Here is a 19,897-nt window from a genome sequence, read left to right as displayed (position 1 = left end):
GCCACGGCGAGAATCTAAGTCAAGGATAATCGCGTTAACATCTTGCATGTTGTGAAATTGTCGCATTTCACCTGCTTCGAACCGCGAAAATGCAACTACGGCTTGCCAACCCGGCGTCTCGGATCGGTAAGGACGAAGAGCTTCGGGTCCAGGCCCGAGGCCTTTTCGAAGTCGATCAGCCGCACGCGGGTCTCGCCGCCCTTCACGTCGGTGACGGTCCAGCCGATCAGGGCGGGCTCGCTGCTGAAGTCCAGGGCGATGCGGCCCAGAGTCTGGCGCTTGGCGTCGACGGCGGTGATCGTGAAGCCGTCCGCCAGCTTGCGCACGCCGGTGATGATCACGCCGCGATCCAGCCGCACCTCGCGGGCCAGCAGCAGGTTCAGCGGCGTGCGGCTGAGCGGATAGCTCTCGAAGGTCTTCAAGCGGCTGTCGAAGATGTTGACGTTGTTGCCGTTGCTGACGACCAGTAGGCCGCCCGGGCCGTCATAGGCGAAGCGGGCCTTGCCGGGACGCTGCAGGTAGAAGGTCCCCTGCGTCTGGGTCCCGCGCGCGTCGGTCTGGACGAACCGGCCCTTGGCCGAGCCCAGGGTCTGGATGTAGCCGGTGGCCTTGTCGACCAGGGCCTGGTCCTCGGCCGACAGCTTGGCCGCGGGCGGCTGGGCGGCCAGGGCCGGGCCGGCGAGCGCCAGGCTCAGGCCGGCGGCGAGGATCAGGCGGCGGCTGGAAGTCGTGGTGGTCATGCGATCTCCCGAGGGCGTTCCGCGAAAGTGTGAGCGGTTTCGCGAGTGGAACGCCCGTCCAAAAAAATGTCGCCAACCTTTGCCCTGACGATGCGACGAGCGAAAGGCTCTCGCGCGACCATTTTCCGGCGCTCCGATGAAGCACCGTTCAGGTTCGGAGTGGTTGGAGCCGAGACAAACGCCGGCGCAAGGTCAAGGTTGCGGCTGGGGACACACGCATGCGTGTGTCCCCAATCGTCATCAGTCCTTGGCGTCCTTGACGGCGCCCTTCAGGTCGCCCTGCTTGACGTTGCCGGCGACCTTGTCCGACTTGCCTTCCGACTTCAGGTCCTTGTCGCCGATGACCGTCCCGACGCCGGACTCGACCTTGCCGACGGTTTCCTGCTTGCGGCCGGCTTCGCGGTCGCAGGCGGCGAGGCCCGCCAGGGCGGTCACGAGGGTCAGGGCCAGGATCGGCGTGCGGCGTCGGGTCATGGTCGAGGCTCCGTTTCGGTCGTAGGTCGCCCTACAACGCAAGCGGAGCCTTGATCGATCCGGGCGCCTACAGCGGAGGCGGCGGCGGGGCCAGAATCTCGCGCTTGCCGGCGTGGTTGGCGGGGCCGACCACGCCCTCCTTCTCCATCCGCTCCATCAGCGAGGCGGCGCGGTTGTAGCCGATCTGCAGGCGGCGCTGGATGTAGCTGGTCGAGGCCTTGCGGTCGCGGGTGACCACCGCCACGGCGTGGTCGTAGAGGTCGTTGGCCCCGCCCTCGCCCGAGAACGCGCCCTCGATCGCCTCTTCCTGCTCCTCGTCGCCGCCGGCGGTGACTTCTTCCAGGTAGTTGGGGATGCCCTGGTCGCGCAGGAACTTGGCCACGGCCTCGACCTCGCCGTCGCTGACGAACGGGCCGTGCAGACGGGTGATGCGGCCGCCGCCGGCCATGTAGAGCATGTCGCCCTGGCCCAGCAGCTGCTCGGCGCCCTGCTCGCCCAGGATGGTGCGGGCGTCGATCTTGCTGGTGACCTGGAAGCTGATCCGGGTGGGGAAGTTGGCCTTGATGGTGCCGGTGATGACGTCGACCGACGGGCGCTGGGTGGCCATGATCAGGTGGATGCCGGCGGCGCGGGCCATCTGGGCCAGGCGCTGGACGGCGCCTTCGATGTCCTTGCCGGCCACCATCATCAGGTCGGCCACCTCGTCGATGACCACCACGAGGTAGGGCATGGGCTCGGGGCGGATCTTCTCGGTCTCGTAGATCGGGCGGCCGGCGTCGTCGAAGCCGGTCTGGACGGTGCGTTCGAAGTGCTCGCCCTTCTCCAGGGCCTCGTTGGCCTTCTCGTTGAAGCCGCCGATGTTGCGCACGCCGATCTTGGACATCCGGCGATAGCGGTCCTCCATCTCGCGGACGGTCCACTTCAGCGCCACCACGGCCTTCTTCGGATCGGTCACGACCGGCGCCAGCAGATGCGGGATGCCGTCGTAGACGCTGAGCTCCAGCATCTTCGGGTCGATCATGATGAAGCGGCATTTCTCGGGCGGCAGCTTGTAGAGGATCGACAGGATCATGGCGTTGACGCCGACCGACTTGCCCGAGCCGGTGGTGCCGGCGATCAGCAGGTGGGGCATCTTGGCCAGGTCGGCGATGTAGGTGTCGCCGCCGATGGTCTCGCCCAGGGCCATGGGCAGGTTGTGGCTGGCGCGCTCGTAGTCGGCCGAGGACAGCAGGTCGCGCAGATAGACCGTCTCGCGGCGCGAGTTGGGCATCTCGATGCCGATGGCGTTGCGGCCCTGGGCCACGGCCACGCGGCACGAGATCACGCTCATGGAGCGGGCGATGTCATCCGCGAGTGCAACGACGCGGGCGGTCTTGGTGCCGGCGGCCGGCACCAGCTCGTACATGGTGACCACGGGGCCGGGTCGGATCTGGTCGATCTGGCCGCGCACGCCGAACTCGGCCAGCACGCTCTCCAGCAGGCGGGCGTTCTGGCGCAGGGCCTCTTCGTCGAACTCGGCCGAGCGCGGCTTGGGCTTGGCCAGCATGGCCAGCTCCGGCAGCTGGAAGCCGCCCTCGTCCTCGAAGTCGAAGGCCTTCTGCTGTTCGCGCTGCTCGCGGGTGTTGGACTTGGCCGGCGTCTTGGGCTGGGCGATCGCCAGCGGGCGGGCGTCGAAGCTGGGCTCGAAGGCGTCGTCGTCATCATCCTCGACGACGGGCGTGGGCTTGGCCGGCTTGGCCGCCTTGCGGGGAACGACGGGCGCTTCGGGCTCGATCTCGATCACCGGCGCGGCGGCCGCCTTGCGAGGCGCGCGCGGACGGGCGGGGGCCTGCGGCTCCGGAACCGGGGCCGGCGCGGGGGCGCGCTCGCGGGGTTGGCTCAGGCCGTGGAGGAAGTCGCCGATGGCCTCCGGATCGATGCGGCGCACGCCGATGGCGTAGCCCAGGGCCACGGCCGCGGCGATGGCCAGCAGCAGGGCGGCGATCAGATGGGCGCCGGGCAGGCGCGCGAAGCCGAGGATCCCGGCCACCAGGTTCAGGAGGCCGTCGCCCCAGAACCCGCCCAGGCCCTTGGCCAGCGGCCAGGCGGCGGGGCGCGGCGGGGCGGCCAGCAGGCCGGCCAGGGCCAGCAGGCCCAGGCCTCCGACCAGGGCGCGCACCCGCAGGTCGCGGCGATGGGCGGCCGGATCGGGCTGCGACACCCGGCTCATGCCGAACACCAGCATCAGGGCCGCGGCGACCCAGCCGGCCAGGCCCAACGACTGCATGACGATGTCGGCCAGGGCCGCGCCGGGCCCGCCCAGCGCGTTGGTGGCCGGCAGGCCGGTGGCGGCGTTCAGGCTGGGATCAGCGGCGTTGTAGGTGGCGACCGCCAGCAGCAGGCCCGCGCCCACCACGCAGATCACCCCGCCCCGGAACCGCGCCGTCCACGGCTGAGCCCAGCCGTAGCGGATCGCCTCCCAGACCAGTTCGACGTTGGATCGCCGCGCCGCTCGCGCCATGGATAGTCACCCTGAACTCGTAGAACCCCGATGTTTTGCCCCAAGAGGGTTAAGGGGCGTTTACCTCGATGGCCGCGCGATGTGGCTTGGCGTCGCGGCCTGGGGCCGTACGACCGGACTCGACGTGCCGGCGAGTCACACTGGCCCGTAACCCGCCATTGGTCGGCGGGCAGTGGGTGTCGTGATGGACAAGGAGCTTTTGAGTCAGTTGCCGTTGGTGTTGACGGCGTTCGCCGGGGTGGTCACCGCCCTGGCCACCTTGGTGTGGGCGTTCCGGCGCAAGCCCTGAGCTTGCGCCGGGGGTTCACTCAGGCCGTGCCGAGGTAATCGCGCTTGCCGATCTCGACCCCGTTCTTGCGCAGGATCGCGTAGGCGGTGGTCAGGTGGAAGAAGAAGTTCGGCTGGGCCTGGGTCTGCAGATAGGCAAGGCCCTTGACCACGCTGGTCTCGCCGCGACGCGTCAGGGTGATGTCGCGATCCTCGGCGTTCTCGAAGGCGGCCGGATCCAGGCCCTCCACATAGGCGATGGCGCGGTCGATACGGGCGATCAGGTCATCGAACCCGGTCTCCACGTCGTCCCAGGCGGGAACCTCCTCGCCGGCCAGGCGCGCGCAGCAGCCCTTGGCGAAGTCGGTGGCGATCTGCACCTGGCGCAGCAGGGGGAACATGTCGGGGAACAGGCGCGCCTTCAGCAGGCTGTCGGGGTCCAGCTTCTTGGCCTCGACATGGGCGGCGGCCTTGGCCAGCACGCCCTTGAGGCCCTTCAGGCCCTGGACGAAGACCGGCACGCTGGCCTGGTGGATGGTGATGGTCATGAAGGACTCCGGGGGATGAGGCCGGGCCGGTCTAGCCTGCGTCGCGGCCTCGGCAAAGAGATGGGGCAAAGCGGCGCCGGACGGAACGGGGCGAGCGCGGCGGGGTTTCTGTGGGGTCTCAATTCACTCCTTCAGGAGCATCCCCCATGAAAGTCAGCGACGCGATGACCAGCCAGGTCTCCACCGCCGCCCCCACCGACAGCATCCGCAAGGTCGCCCAGGTCATGGCCCACGTCGACAGCGGCGTGGTGCCGGTGGTCGAGGGCGGCAAGGTGGTGGGCCTGGTCACCGACCGCGACATCGTCCTGCGCGTGGTCGCCGAAGGCCGCAGCTTCGACAGCCCCGTCTCCGAAGCCATGAGCGAGGGCGAGGTCCAGAGCGTGCGCGAGGACGACGTCCTGGCCGACGCCACCGCCAAGATGGCCAACCACCAGATCCGCCGCCTGGTCGTGCTCAACGAGGCCGGAAACCTGACCGGCATCCTGTCGCTGGGCGACGTGGCCAAGGACTACGGCGCCAAGCAGGTGGGCCGGACGCTGGAGGAGATCTCGCAGGAAGGCGGCGAGGCGGCGGCGCACTAGACCCCCTCAGTCGCTCCGCGACAGCTCCCCCTGAGGGGGAGCATTGCTCGGCGTAAATCCTCCCCCTCTGGGGGAGGTGGCCCGGAGGGCCGGAGGGGGTCCTGCGGCGTCGGCAAAGAAAAAGGGCGGCCCCTTTCGGAGCCGCCCTTTCCATATCCGAAGCTCGTAAAAGCCTAGACCAGCGACGGGTCGATAGCCTTGCAGGCTTCCATCAGGCCCTTCACCGACTCGACGGACTTGGCGAACATCGCCTTTTCCTCGTCGTTGGTTTCGAACTCGATGATCTTCTCCGCGCCGCCGGCGCCGATCAGGACCGGAACGCCCACGTACAGGTCCGACAGGCCGTATTGGCCGGTCAGGAAGGTGGCGCACGGCAGGACGCGCTTCTTGTCCTTGATGTAGCTGGTGGCCATGGCGATGGCGCTTTCGGCCGGGGCGTAGAAAGCCGAGCCGGTCTTCAGCAGGGCCACGATCTCGCCGCCGCCCTTGCGGGTGCGCTCGACGATGGCGTCCAGTTCTTCCTGCGACAGGAAGCCGGCCTTCACGGCGTCGGGCAGCGGCAGGCCGCCGACGGTGGAGTGACGGACCATCGGCACCATGTCGTCGCCGTGACCGCCCAGGGTCCAGGCGTGGATGTCTTCCACCGACACGCCGGTCTTTTCGGCCAGGAAGTAGGCGAAGCGCGCCGAGTCCAGGACGCCGGCCATGCCGATGACCTTTTCCTTGGGCAGGCCCGAGAACTGCTGCAGCGCCCAGACCATGGCGTCCAGCGGGTTGGTGATGCAGATGACGAAGGCGTTGGGCGCATGCTGCTTGATGCCTTCGCCGACGGCCTTCATGACCTTCAGGTTGATACCCAGCAGGTCGTCGCGGCTCATGCCCGGCTTGCGCGGCACGCCGGCGGTGACGATGCAGACGTCGGCGCCGGCGATGTCGGCGTAGTCGTTGGCGCCCTTCAGGGACACGTCCTTGCCGAACACGGCCGAGGCCTCGGCGATGTCCAGCGACTTGCCCTGGGGCGTGCCCTCGGCGATGTCGAACAGGATCACGTCGCCCAGCTCTTCGCGAGCGGCGATGTGGGCCAGGGTGCCGCCGATCATACCGGCGCCGATGAGGGCGATCTTCGCGCGAGCCATGGGGTCTCCATCAGGGCTGTGGACGAGAAATGTCGCGCGCGGTCTACGCCCGCTGCGGCTCAGTCTCAAGCCCTCTTTCCCGTTTCGCTGCGGTGCGGCAAAACGAAGTGAACAACGATAAGGACGTGCGCCGATGAGCAAGACCGATCCGGGGAACTATTTCGAGGATTTCAGGCTCGGCCAAGTCATCGTGCATGCGATCCCGCGCACGGTCACGGCGGGCGACGTGGCGCTGTACATGGCGCTTTACGGGCCAAGGTTTTCGCTGTTTTCGTCCGACGTCTTCGCCCGCGATTGCGGTCTGGAAAGCGCCCCGGTCGATCCCCTGGTCGCCTTCCACGTGATCTTCGGCAAGACCGTTCCGGACATCAGCCTCAACGCCGTGGCCAACCTGGGCTACGCAGAGGGCCGGTTCCTGGCGCCGGTGCATCCGGGCGACACCCTGTCGGCCAAGTCCGAGGTGATCGGGCTGAAGGAGAACTCCAACGGCAAGACGGGCGTGGTCTATGTGCGCACCACGGGCGTGAACCAGCGCGGCGTGGCGGTGCTCTCCTACGTGCGCTGGGTGATGGTGCGAAAGCGCGACCCGGCCGCGGTGGTCGAGGGCCAGTCCGTGCCGGAGCTGGCGAGCGCGGTGGCCGCCGGCGATCTGGTCCCGCCGCCAGGGCTGAGCTTCAAGAAATACGACTATCTCCACGCCGGCGCCCCGCATGCCTTCGAGGACTACGCGGTCGGCGAGAAGATCGACCACGTGGACGGCATGGCGGTGGAAGAGGCCGAGGCCCAGATGGCCACCCGGCTGTGGCAGAACACCGCCAAGGTCCACTTCAACCAGTTCGAGCGCGCGAAAGACCCGTCGGGGCGGCGGCTGGTCTATGGCGGGGTGGTGATCTCCACGGCCAAGGCCCTGTCGTTCAACGGCCTGCAGAACGCCGGGCTGATCTTGGCGATCAACGGCGGGCGTCACGTCAGCCCGTTCTTCGCGGGCGGCACGGTGTTCGGCTGGTCCGAGGTGCTCGACAAGGCCGACCTGGGGTCGATGGGCGCGCTGCGCCTGCGGCTGGTGGCGACGGTCGACCGGCCGTGCGGCGACTTCCCTGACAAGGACGAGGCCGGGGCCTATGCGCCGGGCGTGATCCTCGACTTCGACTATTGGGCGGCGGTTCCGAAACGTGGCTGAGTTCGTCCTCGATCCGGCCTTCGTGGCTACGTCCCATCTGATCGGCGACCTGCCCCTGTGCCAGGCGCGGCTGCAGGACGACGCCCGCTATCCGTGGATCGTGCTGATCCCGCGCCTGCCGGGCCTGCGCGAGATCGAGGACCTGTCGGCCGCCGATCGCGTCCGGCTGGTCGAGGAGACCGTGCGGGCCGGTTCGGCCGTCCGGGCGGTGGCGCGGGACCTGGGCCTGGCGGTCGACAAGCTCAATGTCGGCGCCCTGGGCAATGTCACGCCCCAGCTGCACGTCCACGTCCTGGGCCGCCGGGTTGGAGACCCCGCCTGGCCGGGACCGGTGTGGGGGCATTCGGCGGGTCAGGCGTACGGGCCGGATCTGCTGGAAAAGGCCCTGGCGACGGCGAAGGCGGCTTTGGAGATCTAGTCGGGGACATGCCGCAAGGGCATGTCCCCGGCCGTTACCGCTTCTTCTTCTTGCTCGAACCCTTGGCCGTGGCCTTGCCCTTGGCGCCCTTCTTCGGCGCGACGGCCTTGCCCTTGCCCGCCTTCTTGCCCTTGGCGGTGGCGCCCTTGCCGGACTTCTTGGCGGCGGCCGCGCACTTGGCCTTGGCGGCCTTCAGGGCCTTGCCCTTCTTGCCCTTGGTCGAGCAGGCCGCCGGCTTTTCCGGAGCCGGGGCGGCGCGGGCCACGGGACGGGGCGCGCCCCAGATCACCGGGCCGCGGCCGGTGGGCACATAGCCCTCGGGCAGGGTGGCCTGGGCCACGCGGCGGGCGGTGACCGGGATCGCGGCGCCGTTGTCGGTCAGCTTGCCCGACCACGTCCCGTCGCCGCGCGGCGTCAGGTCCAGGGTCGCCAGCTGGCCGGGCTTGGGCGAGAAGCGCGCGGAAAAGCCGCCATAGGTGCGGTCGACGAAATCGATCAGGCCCGTCGAGCCCACCGCGCCCGGGCGGCGCATGTCGCGCCAGGCGCCTTCCAGCCCGTCGTAACCGCCCACCTTGTCGACGATCTGCAGGGCGTAGAGCGCCGCGCCGTCGGGGCCGTCGACCGCCCAGCCGCCGTCCAGCGGGCCCTGCAGGCCCTGGGCGGCCAGGATCGAGCTCTTGACCCGCAGGTCGTAGGCCTCGGCCACCGGCACATAGGCGCCCTGAGGGATGGCGCGGTTGGGATCGGCCTCGTCCGGATCGGGCGTGGGGATGGGCAGGATGGTCGGCTTGTGCGGCGCGACCTGGGCCGGCGGCGCGGCCTCCTCCTCGTCGGTGGTCTGGGGACCGCTCTGGGCGATCAGGTCGGCCAGGGGATCGACCGCCTCGGTCGCCGAGGGCGCGGCGGCGTCCTGGGTCGCCGGCGGGGCGGCCACCACCGGCGGCGGTGTTTGAGGCGCGGTCGCCACCGGCGCCTCCTGCGCGAAGGCGGTGGCGGCGACGGAGAGGGCCAGCAGGGAGATCAGAAGCGCGCGCATTGTCTTGGCTTCTAGGCCGCCGCGCGGTCGGCGATGGCGGCGGCCACCGCCACCAGCCGCTCGGCCTGGGTCAGGTGCAGCCGCTCGGCCATCTTGCCCTCGACCCGCAGGGCGCCCTTGCCGGCGTTCTCCGGCGCGGCGAAGGCGGCGATCACCGCCCGGCTCCAGGCGATCTCGTCGGCCGTGGGCGAGAAGGCGCGGTTGCAGATCTCCAGATGCTTGGGGTGGATCAGGGTCTTGCCGTCGAAGCCGAAGTCGACGGCCTGGCCGCAGACCGCCTCCAGGGCGTCCAGGTCCTCGATGTCGTTGTGCACCCCGTCCAAGATCGTCAGGCCGTGGGCGCGGGCGGCGGCCACCGACAGCGACAGGATCGGCAGGAAGGCCTCGCGCCCCGGCGTCTGGCGGGCCCGCATCTCCTTGGCCAGGTCGTTGACCCCCATCACCCAGCCCGAGAGCCGGGTGGTCCTGGACGCGGCGGCGATCTCCCACAGGTGGAAGGCGGCCTTGCCGGTCTCGATCATGGTCCACAGGCGCGTGGCGGCCGGGGCGGCGTGCAGGGCGGCCTGGTAGGCGTGGACGTTGGCGGCGTCGTTGACCTTCGGCACCAGCACCGCGTCGGGGCCGGCCTCGGCGGCGGCCTTCAGGTCGGCCGCGCCCCAGGGGGTGTCCAGGCCATTGGTGCGGATCACGATCTCGCGCGGGCCGAAGCCCCCGGCCTTGACCGCCGCCACGGCGGCCTCGCGGGCGGCCTCCTTCATGTCGGGGGCGACGGCGTCTTCCAGGTCCAGGATGATCACGTCGGCGTCCAGCGTGCGCGCCTTCTCCACCGCCTTGGCGTTGGAGGCGGGCATGTAGAGGGCGCTGCGGCGCGGCCGGGCGATGTCGGACATGGGGCTCCCGAGGGAATTCTGGGTCTTCCGGTTCTTCTAAAGCACCTGAAGCGCGACATCGGAAGACTTCACACGTCGCGACGGCAGAACGGTGTCCAGATTCGCGAGAACGGGGTTAAGCTCGCGCCATGACCACGCGCTACGACGACAACGCCAAGAACGTCCTGGGCCAGGAGCTGCAGCCCTGCTCGCTGAACCCGGTGACGGGCTTCTATCGCAACGGCTGCTGCGAGACGGGGCCGCACGACCTGGGCCTGCACACCGTGTGCGCGGTGATGACCGAGGAGTTCCTGGCCTTCTCGGCGGCCACGGGCAATGACCTGTCGACGCCGCGCCCGGAATACGCCTTCCGCGGCCTGGTCCCCGGCGACCGCTGGTGCCTGTGCGCCGGCCGCTGGAAGGAGGCGCTAGACGCCGGCGTCGCCCCGCAGGTGGTGCTGGACGCCACCCACGAGGAGATGCTGGCGGTGGTGCCGTTGGGGGTGCTCAAGGACCACGCCGTCGCCTAGGGCCGGGGACATGCACTCGTGCGTGTCCCCAACCGTCGCACGGCGTTTTTCATGATGAGCTTGGGGACACGCGCAAGCGCATGTCCCCGGCCGCGCTAGTCCAGCGGCTTCAACTCGCCCAACATCGTCGGGATCAGCTCCGACACCGTCGGATGGATGTGCACCGCGCGCTGGATCGTCGTGTAGGGCGCCTTGGCGTACATCAGGTCGAGCATGCCGTGCACGGCCTCGTCGCCGTTCAGACCCAGGATCGCCGCGCCGAGGATCTGTTTGGTCTCGGCGTCGACCACCACCTTCATGAAGCCCTGGGTCTCGCCCTTCTCGACCGCCCGGCCGACGCGGGTCATCGGGCGCTGGCCGACCAGCAGGGGGCGGCCCGTGGCGCGGGCCTCGGCCTCGGTCATGCCCACGCGCCCCAGGGGCGGGTCGATGAACAGGCCGTAGCAAGTGATGCGGTCGCTGACTTTTCTCGGATCGTCGTCCAGCAGGTTGGCCGCGACGATCTCGAAGTCGTTGTAGGCGGTGTGGGTGAAGGCGCCCTTGCCGTTGCAGTCGCCCATCGCCCAGATGCCCGGAACACTGGTGCGCAGCTGGTCGTCGACCACCACATAGCCGCGCTTGTCGAGTTCCACCCCGGCCTTGTCCAGACCCAGGTCGTCGGTGTTGGGCTTGCGGCCGATGGCCAAGAGCACGTGCGAGCCGAGCACCTGCGGCGCGCCCTCCTGGCAGGTCACGTGCACGCAGACCCCCTCGTCGTGCGGGGCGAAGCTGATGCATTCGGAATTGAGCCGGAAGTTCACCCCCTCGGCCTCGAGGATCTCGCGCACGGCGTCGGAGATCTCCGGATCCTCGCGGCCGATGAGGCGCGGACCCATCTCGACCACGGTCACCTCGGCGCCGAAGCGCCGGTACATCTGGGCGAACTCCAGCCCGATATAGCTGCCGCCGACGATGACCAGGTGCTGAGGCACGGTCTCGACCGCCATCATGCCGACATTGGTCAGGTACGAGATCTGGTCCAGGCCCGGCATGGGCGGGGCGTTGGCGCGGCCGCCGACGTTGAGGAAGATCTTCGGCGCGGTCAGCAGGTCCTCGCCCACCCGCACGGTGTTTTCGCTCTCGAAGCGGGCATGGCCCCGGAAGACCGTGCAGCCCTTCATGCCGTCCAGCCAGGTTTCCAGATTGCCCCGGGCGTTGAGGGTGACGGTGCGGGCGCGGTCGTGGACCTTCTTCATGTCGATCCCGACCTCGCCGCTCAGCGTGACGCCGTAGTCGGCCGCCCGCCGGGCCAGATGGGCGGCGTAGGCGCTGGCCACCAGGGTTTTGGTCGGCATGCAGCCGGTGTTGACGCAGGTGCCGCCGAAGTCCTGGCGCTCGATCACCGCCACGGTCCAGCCGGCGGCGGTCAGGCGGCCGGCCAACGAGGGTCCCGCCTGGCCGGCCCCGATGACGATGGCGTCGAAACTTTTGGGCACGCGCGATCCTTACTTGGTGGCGACGACGATCAGGATAGCGCCGCCGACGGCGACAAGATCCTCGATCAGGGCGGCGGGCAGGTCCTTGCCGAAGGCCTTGGCCAGGCGTCCGCGCACATCGGCCCCGCCCAGGGTGCCGATCACCGCCCCGGCGGCGCCGGCCACGGCGCCGCCGATCCAGGCGTTGCCGAGGAAGCCGATGGCCGCGCCGCAGAAGGCGCCGCTGAGGATGCGGGTTCCGAACTGCACCGGCACCTTGCGGCTGGGGGTCTTGGGCAGCTGGTCGCTGACCAGCTCCAGCACGGCCAGCACGGTGAACACCCAGGGCGCGATGGCGCCGCCCAGCCAGGCCAGGGGCGTGCCCTGAAGCGGGATCAGGCTCAGATGGGCGCCCCAGGCGACGGCGGCGGGGGCGGTCATGGCGCGCAGGCCGGCGATCACGCCGATCAGCAGGGCGAACAGATAGAGGGTCATCAGCGGGTCCGATCCTTCGAGCGCCGCCGTGATCTGGCGCGCGGGCGGATCAAACCGCAAGACCGAACGACGTTCTTGGACGTTTCGGCTCCGCTTGGACCGTCCCCGACGCTAGGGACTCAGCGGATACTCGGCCTCCAGGCGGTAGGCCGAGCCGTGCTTGGTCTGCCAGCTGGAATAGAGCCCGAACCGGTCCACCCGGAACGGCGGCGAGCGCAGCAGATTGTGGCCCTGGATCCAGGCGGCGACCTCGGGGACCGGCGGATTCTTCAGATAGGCCAGGGTGACGTGAGGGCGATAGGCGCGCGTCTCGGGCTTGAGGCCGACGTGGCGCGCGGCCGCCTCGTTGGCGTGCTGCAGCCGGGTCAGGCCGGGACTGTCGGCCACCCCCGCCCAGACGGCGTGGATGTCGGCGCCCTCGCCGAAATGACCGGCCCCGGCCAGGCTCAGGTCGAAGGCTGGCGCTTCGATCCTGGACAGTTCCTCGGCAAGGTCCGCCGCGTCCGGCTCGGGCACGTCGCCGACGAAGCGCAGGGTGATGTGGAACGCCTCGACCGGTCGCCACCTGGCGCCGTCGATGCCGTACTGGCGGGGGACCAGGTCTTCGGCCAGGTCGCGAGGGATGGCGATGGCGGTGAACAGGCGGATCATGGGTGTCTCTTACTCCTCACCCGCGCAGCGGGGGAGGTGTCGCGATGCGAATACGCATCGTGACGGAGGGGGCGTCGTGCGGCGGTTGGACGCCCCCTCCGTCCGCTACGCGGACACCTCCCCCGTTTCACGGGTGAGGAGAGATCAGGGACAAGGATTGGGCTGCAGCGCGTGCAGGGCGTTGACCGCCTTTTCCATCTCCTCGGTCCAGACCAGGTCGAAAGCGCCGATGTCGGTCTTCAACTGGTCCATCGAGGTGGCGCCGATGATGGTCGAGGTCACGAACGGGCGGGTGTCGCAGAACTTCAGGGCCAGCTGAGCAGGATCGACGCCGAAATGGGCGGCCAGATCCACATATCCGCGGATGGCCGGCTCGGCGCCGGGGCCTTCGTAGCGGGCCATGCGGTTGTAGAGCGCCTTGCGCGAACCCTCGGGGATCTTGCCGTCCAGGTACTTGCCGGTCAGCTGGCCCTGGGCCAGGGGCGAATAGGCCAGCAGGCCCACCTGCTCGCGCATGGCGATCTCGGCCAGACCATATTCGAAGGTGCGGTTGGCCAAGTGGTAGGCGTTCTGAATCGAGGCGATGCGCGGCAGGCCCTTGGTTTCCGCCTCGGCCAGGAAGCGCATCACGCCCCAGGGAAACTCGTTGGAGACGCCGATGCTGCGGATCGTGCCCTTCTTCACATGGGCGTCCAGGGCTTCGAGGATGTCACCGAAGCTCTCGAAGTCCTGCGCATAGTCCTGGAAGGTCTGGCCGCCGAACACCCGCACCGGGCGGTCGGGCCAGTGCAGCTGGTAGAGATCCAGGTAATCGGTCTGAAGACGCTTCAGCGAGCCCTCGACCGCCTCGTCGATCTGGGCGCGGGTCTGGCGGGTGATGGAGCCGTCCTTGCGCATCCACGGCAGGCCGCCGAAGGCGCTGCCTCGGCCGGCGACCTTGGAGGCCAGGACGATCTCGCCGCGCTTGCCGGTCTTCTTCAGCCACGAGCCGATGTAGCGCTCGGTATTGCCCTGGGTCTCGGGATTGGGCGGGCTGGAATACATCTCGGCGGTGTCCCAGAAGGTCACGCCCTGGGCCAGGGCGTAGTCCATCTGTTCATGGGCTTCGGCCTCGCTGTTCTGCGAACCCCAGGTCATGGTGCCCAGGCAGCAGCGCGAGACCTGGATGCCGGTCCGGCCGAGTTCCACGTAATCCATGTCGTTTCCTTCGATGCGCGCCCGCCGCGACGCGTAAGTATTTTAGATAGAGGCTGGCCGCCGCCGCAGAAAGCGCAACATCTTGCATGATCCTGGCAGGACCCCGATATTCGGGGAGCGTCCAACACGGGCGCGCTGCTTTTGCGAAGGGTCTTACCCCGATGAACGACTTCAACCGCGGCTACGCGCGCTCGATCCCCGCGGATCGCGCCGACATGTCGGTTGACGCCGGCCTGCGTAGTTTCATGCTCGGCGTCTACAACAAGGTCGCCCTGGGCCTCCTGCTGTCGGCCGTCCTGGCCTTCCTGACCAGCTACTATCAGCCGGTCGCCAGCCTGCTTTATGTGGTCACTCCCGAAGGCCGTATCGGCTTCACCGGCCTGGGCCTGGCGCTTCGCTTCGCGCCTATCGTCATGATGCTGGTGGCGATGTTCGCCATGCGTAACCCCACCGCCCGCTCGTCCGGCGCCCTCTACTGGGCCCTGGTCGCGTCCATCGGCGCGGGCCTGGGCCTGTGGCTGCTGCGCTTCAACATCCAGTCGGTGTTCTCAACCTTCCTGATCACCTCGATCGCCTTCGGCGGCCTCTCCCTGTTCGGCTACACCACCAAGAAGGACCTGACCGGCTTCGGCAGCTTCCTGATCATGGGCCTGATCGGCCTGGTGCTGGCCTCGCTGGCGCAGATGTTCCTGCAGCTGCCGGGCCTGTCGTTCATCATCAGCATCCTGGGCGTGTTCATCTTCGCGGGCCTGATCGCCTACGACACCCAGAATCTGAAGATGAGCTACTACCAGATGGGCGGCGACGTGCAGTCGATGGCGGTGGCCACCAACTACGGCGCGCTGAACCTCTATCTGAACTTCATCAACCTGTTCCAATTCCTGCTCAGCATCTTCGGCCGCGGCCGCTAGATCCTGAACTTCGGAACGATAGAGCCCCGGCGGGAAACCGCCGGGGCTTTTTGTTTGGTCGTCGCCGCTGGACGCCCCCTCCGTCATGTCGCGTATCCGCGCCATGCCACCTCCCCCGTTTCACGGGTGAGGAGGAGCAGCGCCGATCTTCTCCTCCCCTGCGAAGCGGGGGAGGTGGCGCGAGGCGAAGCGGAGGGGGCGTCCAGCGCCGCCCTAATCCACCACCTTGAACCGCCCCTTGTCGAACATCCGCAGCACCTGAGCCAGGTCATGACCGCGCTTGAGCGTCATGCCGCCCTGGCCGATCACCGCCCATTCGCCCTGCTTGCGGGCCAGGGCGGGGCGTTTCTCGATGCGGTAGAGCGGGGCCTCGGCCGCGTGGCGGAACACCGAGAAGACGGCGTGGTCGCTCTGGCCGGCCATGCCGTAGTCGCGCCACTCGCCGGCGGCGACCATCCGGCCATAGAGCCGCAGGAGCTGGTCGATCTCGCGACGCTCGAAGAACACGACACCGGCCTTGCCGGTGATGGGGGGGCTGGAATCCAGGGCCATCGGACGAATCCTAAACCCAAATCGGCCCTCCTGGCGAGCGGGGCAAACAAGGCCTTCCGACCCCCCCGCCGGGACAAGCGTTGCCGTGACGCTACAGCCCGGATCGATAATCTCCGACCTGTCTCATGCCGCCACGGAATGACCTTAATTCGGACTTTCGACCGCCCGGTTGCCCCATCAGTTTGACGATGTCGGCTGATCGGACATCCTGCGGTTCAGGATCCTGAACAGCCCCCCCAGCCCCCTTGATCGTGGGCCGGTCGGCCGACAGACACCGCCTGAGACATATCGCTAGAGACCCCGCGTGGCGCCCCTCTCCACGCGGGGTTTTCGCGTCTGGGGCCTGGCTCGCGGGCGCGGCGGCGCTCGAACACATCTCGAACACGAACGGTCGCGAAACGACCTTGATCGCGCCCTGTGAGCGCCGGCTTGGGCCGCCATAACATCAGGGTCGACCGGTCAGACCTTCGGGATCGGACCCTGATTGCCCCCCAGCCCTCCCGACCCTTGGGTCCGGCCGGCCGACGAACATTCCCCTCCCCTAAGAGGCCCGTGCGGAAACCCCCTCCCCGCGCGGGCCTTTCTTTATGGGGTTTATTTCTCGGCGGGTTCCTGCAGCACCCCGATCACCCGGCCGCCCTTGGCGCCCTGGACGATGACCACGGTCTTCAGGTCTTCGTCGCCCGAGGTCGGCAGGCGATAGAGCTTGGGCCGGCCGCTCCAGGGACCCAGGCGGACCAGCTCGCGCACCACGTTGCGGTGGACCAGGGTCTGGCCGCGATTGTCGCCGCGCTTGACGGCGATGTCCTGCTCGCGCGGGTCGTAGCGCACCAGCCAGACCTCGCCGCCGCCGCGCGGGGCGGGGCCCGAGCCGACGGCCACGCGGTTCGTGCCGATGAATTCCATGTCCGGCGCGCGGGGCGGCGTCTTGGCCGCGTCCTTGACCAGGGTCTGCACCGCCTCGGCCTTGGCGCCGGAGGCCTGCTGGCGGCCGGCCACCACCACCTGCGGGGTCGGCACGTCGCGCAGCGAGAACTTGGTGGCGTAGGCGCGCTGGCGGGCGGCGAAGGCCGGCTTGGCGAAGGTGTCGCTCCAGCCGAGGTAGTCCCAGTAGTCAACCGAATAGGTCAGGGCCAGCACGCCCTTGTCGTCGGCGAGATCCGCCACGACCTGGTTGGCCTTGCCGCACGAGGAACAACCTTGAGCGGTGAACAGCTCGACGACCACCGGCGGTTTCGCGGCGAACGCGGACGCGCTCGAAAAACCCGAAAGGGCGACGACAACGAAGAAGAGCAAGGCCTGACGCATGTGCGGGGCACTTAAGCCAAGATCGCGGCCGATGGCCGTTCACGAGGCCGTGAAGGCGGCATTCTCGCGCAAAAGAAGAATCCCCGACGGGACATCTGCGGGACGGGCAAAGAAAAAGCCGGGCCCCGCGAGAGGTCCGGCTTGATCTTTTCGGCGCTGAAAAGCCCCGCGCTTAGTCGGCCTTGGCCAGGTTGCGCAGCACGTAGTTCAGCACGCCGCCGTTCTTGAAGTATTCAAGCTCGGTCGGGGTGTCGATGCGGCAGCGCACCGGGAAGCGGGCGATGCGGCCATCGGTCGGGCGATAAAGCTCGACGATCAGCTGCTTGCGCGGCGCCAGGTCCTGCAGGCCGCGGATCGAGACGATCTCCTCGCCCGTCAGTTCCAGCTTCTGCCAGCCTTCCTGGACGAACTGCAGGGGCAGCACGCCCATGCCGACCAGGTTCGAGCGGTGGATGCGCTCGAAGCTTTCGCAGATCACCGCGCGGACGCCCAGCAGCTTGGTGCCCTTGGCGGCCCAGTCACGCGAGCTGCCGGTGCCGTATTCCTTGCCGCCGAACACGACGGCCGGACGGCCCTCGGCCTGGTACTTCATGGCCGCGTCGTAGATCGACATCACTTCGCCCGAGGGGAAGTGCTTGGTCACGCCGCCTTCGATCTCCGGGGTGATCTTGTTGCGGATGCGGATGTTGGCGAAGGTGCCGCGCATCATGACCTGGTGGTTGCCGCGGCGGGCGCCGTAGCCGTTGAAGTCCAGCGGGTCGACGCCGTGGTCGATCAGGTACTGGCCGGCCGGGCTGGTCTTCTTGATCGAACCGGCCGGGCTGATGTGGTCGGTGGTGATCGAGTCGCCGAACACGGCCAGGACGCGGGCTTCCACGATGTCGGTGACCGGGGTCGGGGTCATCGACATGTTGGGGAAGTAGGGCGGGTTCTGGACGTAGGTGGAGTCGCCTTCCCAGGCGTAGGTCTGGCCGCCGGTGATCTTGATCCCCTGCCAGTTCTTGTCGCCCTTGAAGACGTCGCCGTAGCGGGTGGCGAACATCTTTTCGTTGATGGCCTTGCGCTGCAGGGCGGCGATGTCCTCGTTCGAAGGCCAGATGTCCTTCAGGAAGACGTCGTTGCCCTTCTTGTCCTGGCCGATCGGCTGGGTGGCTAAGTCGATCTTCATCGAGCCGGCCAGGGCGTAGGCCACCACCAGCGGCGGCGAGGCCAGGTAGTTGGCGCGCACGTCCGGGTTCACGCGGCCTTCGAAGTTGCGGTTGCCCGACAGCACCGAGCAGGCCACCAGGTCGGCGTCGTTGACGGCCTTGCTGATGTTCTCCGGCAGCGGGCCGGAGTTGCCGATGCAGGTGGTGCAGCCATAACCCACGAGGTTGAAGCCCAGGGCGTCCAGGTGCTTGGTCAGGCCGGCCTTGGCCAGGTAGTCGGTGACCACCTGCGAGCCGGGGGCTAGCGAGGTCTTCACCCACGGCTTGGCCTTCAGGCCCTTGGCGACCGCGTTCTTGGCCAGCAGGCCGGCGGCGATCAGCACCGAGGGGTTGGAGGTGTTGGTGCACGAGGTGATGGCCGCGATGACCACGTCGCCGTGACCGACGTCGAAGTTCTCGCCTTCCACCGGCACGCGGGCGTCGGGGGACTCGGCCTTGCCGAACTCGCCGACCAGGCTTTCAGCGAATTTCGAGGCGGCGTCCGACAGCAGAACGCGGTCCTGCGGGCGCTTGGGGCCGGCCAGCGACGGCAGGACCGACGACAGGTCCAGTTCCAGGGTGTCGGTGAAGGTGGGCTCGGCGACGCCGGGCTCCCACCACAGGCCCTGGGCCTTGGCGTAGGCTTCCACCAGGGCGACGCGCTCGGCCGTGCGGCCGGTGCCCTTCAGGAAGGCGATGGTGGCGGCGCTGATCGGGAAGAAGCCGCAGGTGGCGCCGTATTCCGGAGCCATGTTGGCGATGGTGGCCTGGTCTTCCAGGGTGAGGTTCGCCAGGGCGTCGCCGTAGAATTCGACGAACTTGCCGACCACGCCCTTCTTGCGCAGCATCTGGGTGACGGTCAGCACCAGGTCGGTGGCGGTCGCGCCTTCCGGCATGGCGCCGGTCAGCTTGAAGCCGATGACCTCGGGGATCAGCATCGGGATCGGCTGGCCCAGCATCGCGGCCTCGGCCTCGATGCCGCCCACGCCCCAGCCCAGGACCGACAGGCCGTTGACCATGGTGGTGTGGCTGTCGGTGCCGACGACGGTGTCGGGATAGGCCACTTCGCCGTCTTCGGCCGCGGCGGTCCAGACGGTCTGGGCCAGATATTCCAGGTTCACCTGGTGACAGATGCCGGTGCCCGGGGGCACGACGCGGAAGTTGTTGAAGGCCGACGAGCCCCAGCGCAGGAAGCGGTAGCGCTCGATGTTGCGCTCGTATTCCTTGGCGACGTTCTCGTCATAGGCCTTGGGCGAACCGAAGTTGTCGACCATGACCGAGTGGTCGATGACCAGGTCGACGGGGTTCAGCGGGTTGATCTTGGCCGGGTCCGAACCCAGGGCGACCATGGCGTCGCGCATGGCGGCCAGGTCGACGACGGCCGGAACGCCGGTGAAGTCCTGCATCAGCACGCGGGCCGGGCGGAAGCTGATCTCGTGCTCGACCGAGCCCTTGTTGTTCAGCCAGTTGGCCACGGCCTTCAGGTCGTCTTCGTTGACCGAAACGCCGTCTTCATAGCGCAGCAGGTTCTCCAGCAGCACCTTCATCGAGACCGGAAGCTTGCTGGTGTCGGCAAGACCGGCTTCCTCGGCGGCGGGAAGGCTGTAATAGACGTAGGTCTTGCCGCCGACGACGAGTTCGCGGCGGGTTTTGAGGCTGTCGACTGACGCCATTTGGAAGGATCCCTTCTCTGTCCACGGCCGCCGGAAAACCACTCCCGGGATCGCGCGCTCGAGGCGGACCCACAGCGTCCATCCCCGCGCCGCGTACATCCCATCCAAATCGGAGGGTGACGGCCGAGGGCTTCTTAGCCTTGGACGATGGCAACGTCCATGCACAGGGCAGGGTCTTAGAGGCTTCCGG

Annotated in this window: 19 protein-coding genes; 5 read left to right on the top strand and 14 right to left on the bottom strand. The window is 68.4% G+C overall.

Annotated features, from left to right (window positions below; genetic code table 11):
- Window positions 1-95 precede the first annotated feature (95 nt).
- The 4 genes from AC07OA_RS05710 to AC07OA_RS05695 form a co-directional block, all read right to left on the bottom strand.
- Window positions 96-740 carry an outer-membrane lipoprotein carrier protein LolA gene (locus AC07OA_RS05710; protein ID WP_494662790.1) on the bottom strand — a complete coding sequence of 215 codons (645 nt, stop codon included), beginning with the start codon at window positions 738-740 and terminating at the stop codon, window positions 96-98.
- A gap of 240 nt (window positions 741-980) precedes the next feature.
- Complete coding sequence (locus AC07OA_RS05705; protein ID WP_494662789.1) at window positions 981-1,214, bottom strand: CsbD family protein; 234 nt, start codon at window positions 1,212-1,214, stop codon at window positions 981-983.
- 67 nt (window positions 1,215-1,281) lie between these two features.
- Window positions 1,282-3,714, bottom strand: a complete 2,433-nt coding sequence (locus tag AC07OA_RS05700; protein WP_494662788.1) for an FtsK/SpoIIIE family DNA translocase — start codon at window positions 3,712-3,714, stop codon at window positions 1,282-1,284.
- Between the two features lie 308 nt (window positions 3,715-4,022).
- Window positions 4,023-4,529: a DUF1993 domain-containing protein gene (locus tag AC07OA_RS05695; RefSeq protein ID WP_494662787.1), complete on the bottom strand. Its 507-nt coding sequence runs from the start codon at window positions 4,527-4,529 to the stop codon at window positions 4,023-4,025.
- Between the two features lie 146 nt (window positions 4,530-4,675).
- Here AC07OA_RS05695 and AC07OA_RS05690 point away from each other — a divergent pair, with 146 nt between their 5' ends.
- The gene (locus AC07OA_RS05690; protein ID WP_494662786.1) at window positions 4,676-5,110 is read left to right on the top strand and encodes a CBS domain-containing protein; all 435 of its coding nucleotides are present in this window, start codon (window positions 4,676-4,678) and stop codon (window positions 5,108-5,110) included.
- Between the two features lie 173 nt (window positions 5,111-5,283).
- Here the strand turns inward: AC07OA_RS05690 and mdh are convergent, their stop codons facing one another.
- The gene (mdh, locus tag AC07OA_RS05685) at window positions 5,284-6,246 is read right to left on the bottom strand and encodes a malate dehydrogenase (RefSeq protein ID WP_494662785.1); all 963 of its coding nucleotides are present in this window, start codon (window positions 6,244-6,246) and stop codon (window positions 5,284-5,286) included.
- 133 nt (window positions 6,247-6,379) lie between these two features.
- On the opposite strand from mdh, the gene AC07OA_RS05680 reads away from it, so the two are divergent.
- On the top strand, window positions 6,380-7,426 hold the full coding sequence (locus AC07OA_RS05680; RefSeq protein ID WP_494662784.1) for a MaoC family dehydratase: 1,047 nt from the start codon (window positions 6,380-6,382) through the stop codon (window positions 7,424-7,426).
- A complete protein-coding gene (locus tag AC07OA_RS05675) occupies window positions 7,419-7,844 on the top strand; it encodes an HIT domain-containing protein (RefSeq protein WP_494662783.1) in 426 nt (141 codons plus the stop codon). Before AC07OA_RS05680 ends, AC07OA_RS05675 begins: the two co-directional genes overlap by 8 nt.
- A 34-nt stretch (window positions 7,845-7,878) precedes the next feature.
- Here AC07OA_RS05675 and AC07OA_RS05670 read toward each other — a convergent pair whose 3' ends face one another.
- Window positions 7,879-8,880, bottom strand: a complete 1,002-nt coding sequence (locus AC07OA_RS05670) for a hypothetical protein (protein ID WP_494662782.1) — start codon at window positions 8,878-8,880, stop codon at window positions 7,879-7,881.
- Between the two features lie 11 nt (window positions 8,881-8,891).
- Window positions 8,892-9,770: an HpcH/HpaI aldolase/citrate lyase family protein gene (locus AC07OA_RS05665; protein ID WP_494662781.1), complete on the bottom strand. Its 879-nt coding sequence runs from the start codon at window positions 9,768-9,770 to the stop codon at window positions 8,892-8,894.
- 128 nt (window positions 9,771-9,898) lie between these two features.
- On the opposite strand from AC07OA_RS05665, the gene AC07OA_RS05660 reads away from it, so the two are divergent.
- Window positions 9,899-10,279, top strand: a complete 381-nt coding sequence (locus AC07OA_RS05660) for a DUF2237 family protein (RefSeq protein WP_494662780.1) — start codon at window positions 9,899-9,901, stop codon at window positions 10,277-10,279.
- A 95-nt stretch (window positions 10,280-10,374) separates the two neighbouring features.
- Here the strand turns inward: AC07OA_RS05660 and AC07OA_RS05655 are convergent, their stop codons facing one another.
- From AC07OA_RS05655 to AC07OA_RS05640, 4 genes are all read right to left on the bottom strand, one after another.
- Window positions 10,375-11,754, bottom strand: a complete 1,380-nt coding sequence (locus AC07OA_RS05655; RefSeq protein WP_494662779.1) for an FAD-containing oxidoreductase — start codon at window positions 11,752-11,754, stop codon at window positions 10,375-10,377.
- A gap of 9 nt (window positions 11,755-11,763) precedes the next feature.
- Window positions 11,764-12,228: a DUF4126 domain-containing protein gene (locus AC07OA_RS05650; protein WP_494662778.1), complete on the bottom strand. Its 465-nt coding sequence runs from the start codon at window positions 12,226-12,228 to the stop codon at window positions 11,764-11,766.
- Window positions 12,229-12,339: 111 nt separating this feature from the next.
- Window positions 12,340-12,879, bottom strand: coding sequence for an RNA 2',3'-cyclic phosphodiesterase (thpR, locus tag AC07OA_RS05645; protein WP_494662777.1), 540 nt, complete (start codon window positions 12,877-12,879; stop codon window positions 12,340-12,342).
- 144 nt (window positions 12,880-13,023) lie between these two features.
- Window positions 13,024-14,076, bottom strand: a complete 1,053-nt coding sequence (locus AC07OA_RS05640; RefSeq protein WP_494662776.1) for an aldo/keto reductase — start codon at window positions 14,074-14,076, stop codon at window positions 13,024-13,026.
- Between the two features lie 161 nt (window positions 14,077-14,237).
- Here AC07OA_RS05640 and AC07OA_RS05635 point away from each other — a divergent pair, with 161 nt between their 5' ends.
- Entirely contained in the window at window positions 14,238-14,987 is a 750-nt protein-coding gene (locus tag AC07OA_RS05635; protein WP_494662775.1) for a Bax inhibitor-1/YccA family protein, read from the top strand.
- Window positions 14,988-15,200: 213 nt separating this feature from the next.
- Here AC07OA_RS05635 and AC07OA_RS05630 read toward each other — a convergent pair whose 3' ends face one another.
- The 3 genes from AC07OA_RS05630 to acnA all read right to left on the bottom strand — a co-directional run bounded on the left by AC07OA_RS05630 (window position 15,201) and on the right by acnA (window position 19,707).
- Window positions 15,201-15,539: a DUF2794 domain-containing protein gene (locus AC07OA_RS05630; protein ID WP_494662774.1), complete on the bottom strand. Its 339-nt coding sequence runs from the start codon at window positions 15,537-15,539 to the stop codon at window positions 15,201-15,203.
- Between the two features lie 594 nt (window positions 15,540-16,133).
- Window positions 16,134-16,847: a DUF1223 domain-containing protein gene (locus tag AC07OA_RS05625; RefSeq protein ID WP_494662773.1), complete on the bottom strand. Its 714-nt coding sequence runs from the start codon at window positions 16,845-16,847 to the stop codon at window positions 16,134-16,136.
- 172 nt (window positions 16,848-17,019) lie between these two features.
- Window positions 17,020-19,707: an aconitate hydratase AcnA gene (gene acnA, locus AC07OA_RS05620; RefSeq protein ID WP_494662772.1), complete on the bottom strand. Its 2,688-nt coding sequence runs from the start codon at window positions 19,705-19,707 to the stop codon at window positions 17,020-17,022.
- Window positions 19,708-19,897: the final 190 nt, after the last annotated feature.

It is taken from the genome of Caulobacter sp. GW821-FHT09B08, from assembly GCF_059418225.1.
The sequence above is the reverse complement of the archived record's forward strand: the minus strand, read 5'-3'. Positions and strand labels throughout refer to the sequence as shown.

Coding starts and splice junctions, on each gene's coding strand:
- AC07OA_RS05710 (WP_494662790.1), bottom strand. CDS start 740: ATGACCACCACGACTTCCAGCCGCCGCCTGATCCTCGCCGCCGGCCTG.
- AC07OA_RS05705 (WP_494662789.1), bottom strand. CDS start 1,214: ATGACCCGACGCCGCACGCCGATCCTGGCCCTGACCCTCGTGACCGCC.
- AC07OA_RS05700 (WP_494662788.1), bottom strand. CDS start 3,714: ATGGCGCGAGCGGCGCGGCGATCCAACGTCGAACTGGTCTGGGAGGCG.
- AC07OA_RS05695 (WP_494662787.1), bottom strand. CDS start 4,529: ATGACCATCACCATCCACCAGGCCAGCGTGCCGGTCTTCGTCCAGGGC.
- AC07OA_RS05690 (WP_494662786.1), top strand. CDS start 4,676: ATGAAAGTCAGCGACGCGATGACCAGCCAGGTCTCCACCGCCGCCCCC.
- mdh (WP_494662785.1), bottom strand. CDS start 6,246: ATGGCTCGCGCGAAGATCGCCCTCATCGGCGCCGGTATGATCGGCGGC.
- AC07OA_RS05680 (WP_494662784.1), top strand. CDS start 6,380: ATGAGCAAGACCGATCCGGGGAACTATTTCGAGGATTTCAGGCTCGGC.
- AC07OA_RS05670 (WP_494662782.1), bottom strand. CDS start 8,880: ATGCGCGCGCTTCTGATCTCCCTGCTGGCCCTCTCCGTCGCCGCCACC.
- AC07OA_RS05665 (WP_494662781.1), bottom strand. CDS start 9,770: ATGTCCGACATCGCCCGGCCGCGCCGCAGCGCCCTCTACATGCCCGCC.
- AC07OA_RS05660 (WP_494662780.1), top strand. CDS start 9,899: ATGACCACGCGCTACGACGACAACGCCAAGAACGTCCTGGGCCAGGAG.
- AC07OA_RS05650 (WP_494662778.1), bottom strand. CDS start 12,228: ATGACCCTCTATCTGTTCGCCCTGCTGATCGGCGTGATCGCCGGCCTG.
- thpR (WP_494662777.1), bottom strand. CDS start 12,879: ATGATCCGCCTGTTCACCGCCATCGCCATCCCTCGCGACCTGGCCGAA.
- AC07OA_RS05640 (WP_494662776.1), bottom strand. CDS start 14,076: ATGGATTACGTGGAACTCGGCCGGACCGGCATCCAGGTCTCGCGCTGC.
- AC07OA_RS05635 (WP_494662775.1), top strand. CDS start 14,238: ATGAACGACTTCAACCGCGGCTACGCGCGCTCGATCCCCGCGGATCGC.
- AC07OA_RS05630 (WP_494662774.1), bottom strand. CDS start 15,539: ATGGCCCTGGATTCCAGCCCCCCCATCACCGGCAAGGCCGGTGTCGTG.
- AC07OA_RS05625 (WP_494662773.1), bottom strand. CDS start 16,847: ATGCGTCAGGCCTTGCTCTTCTTCGTTGTCGTCGCCCTTTCGGGTTTT.
- acnA (WP_494662772.1), bottom strand. CDS start 19,707: ATGGCGTCAGTCGACAGCCTCAAAACCCGCCGCGAACTCGTCGTCGGC.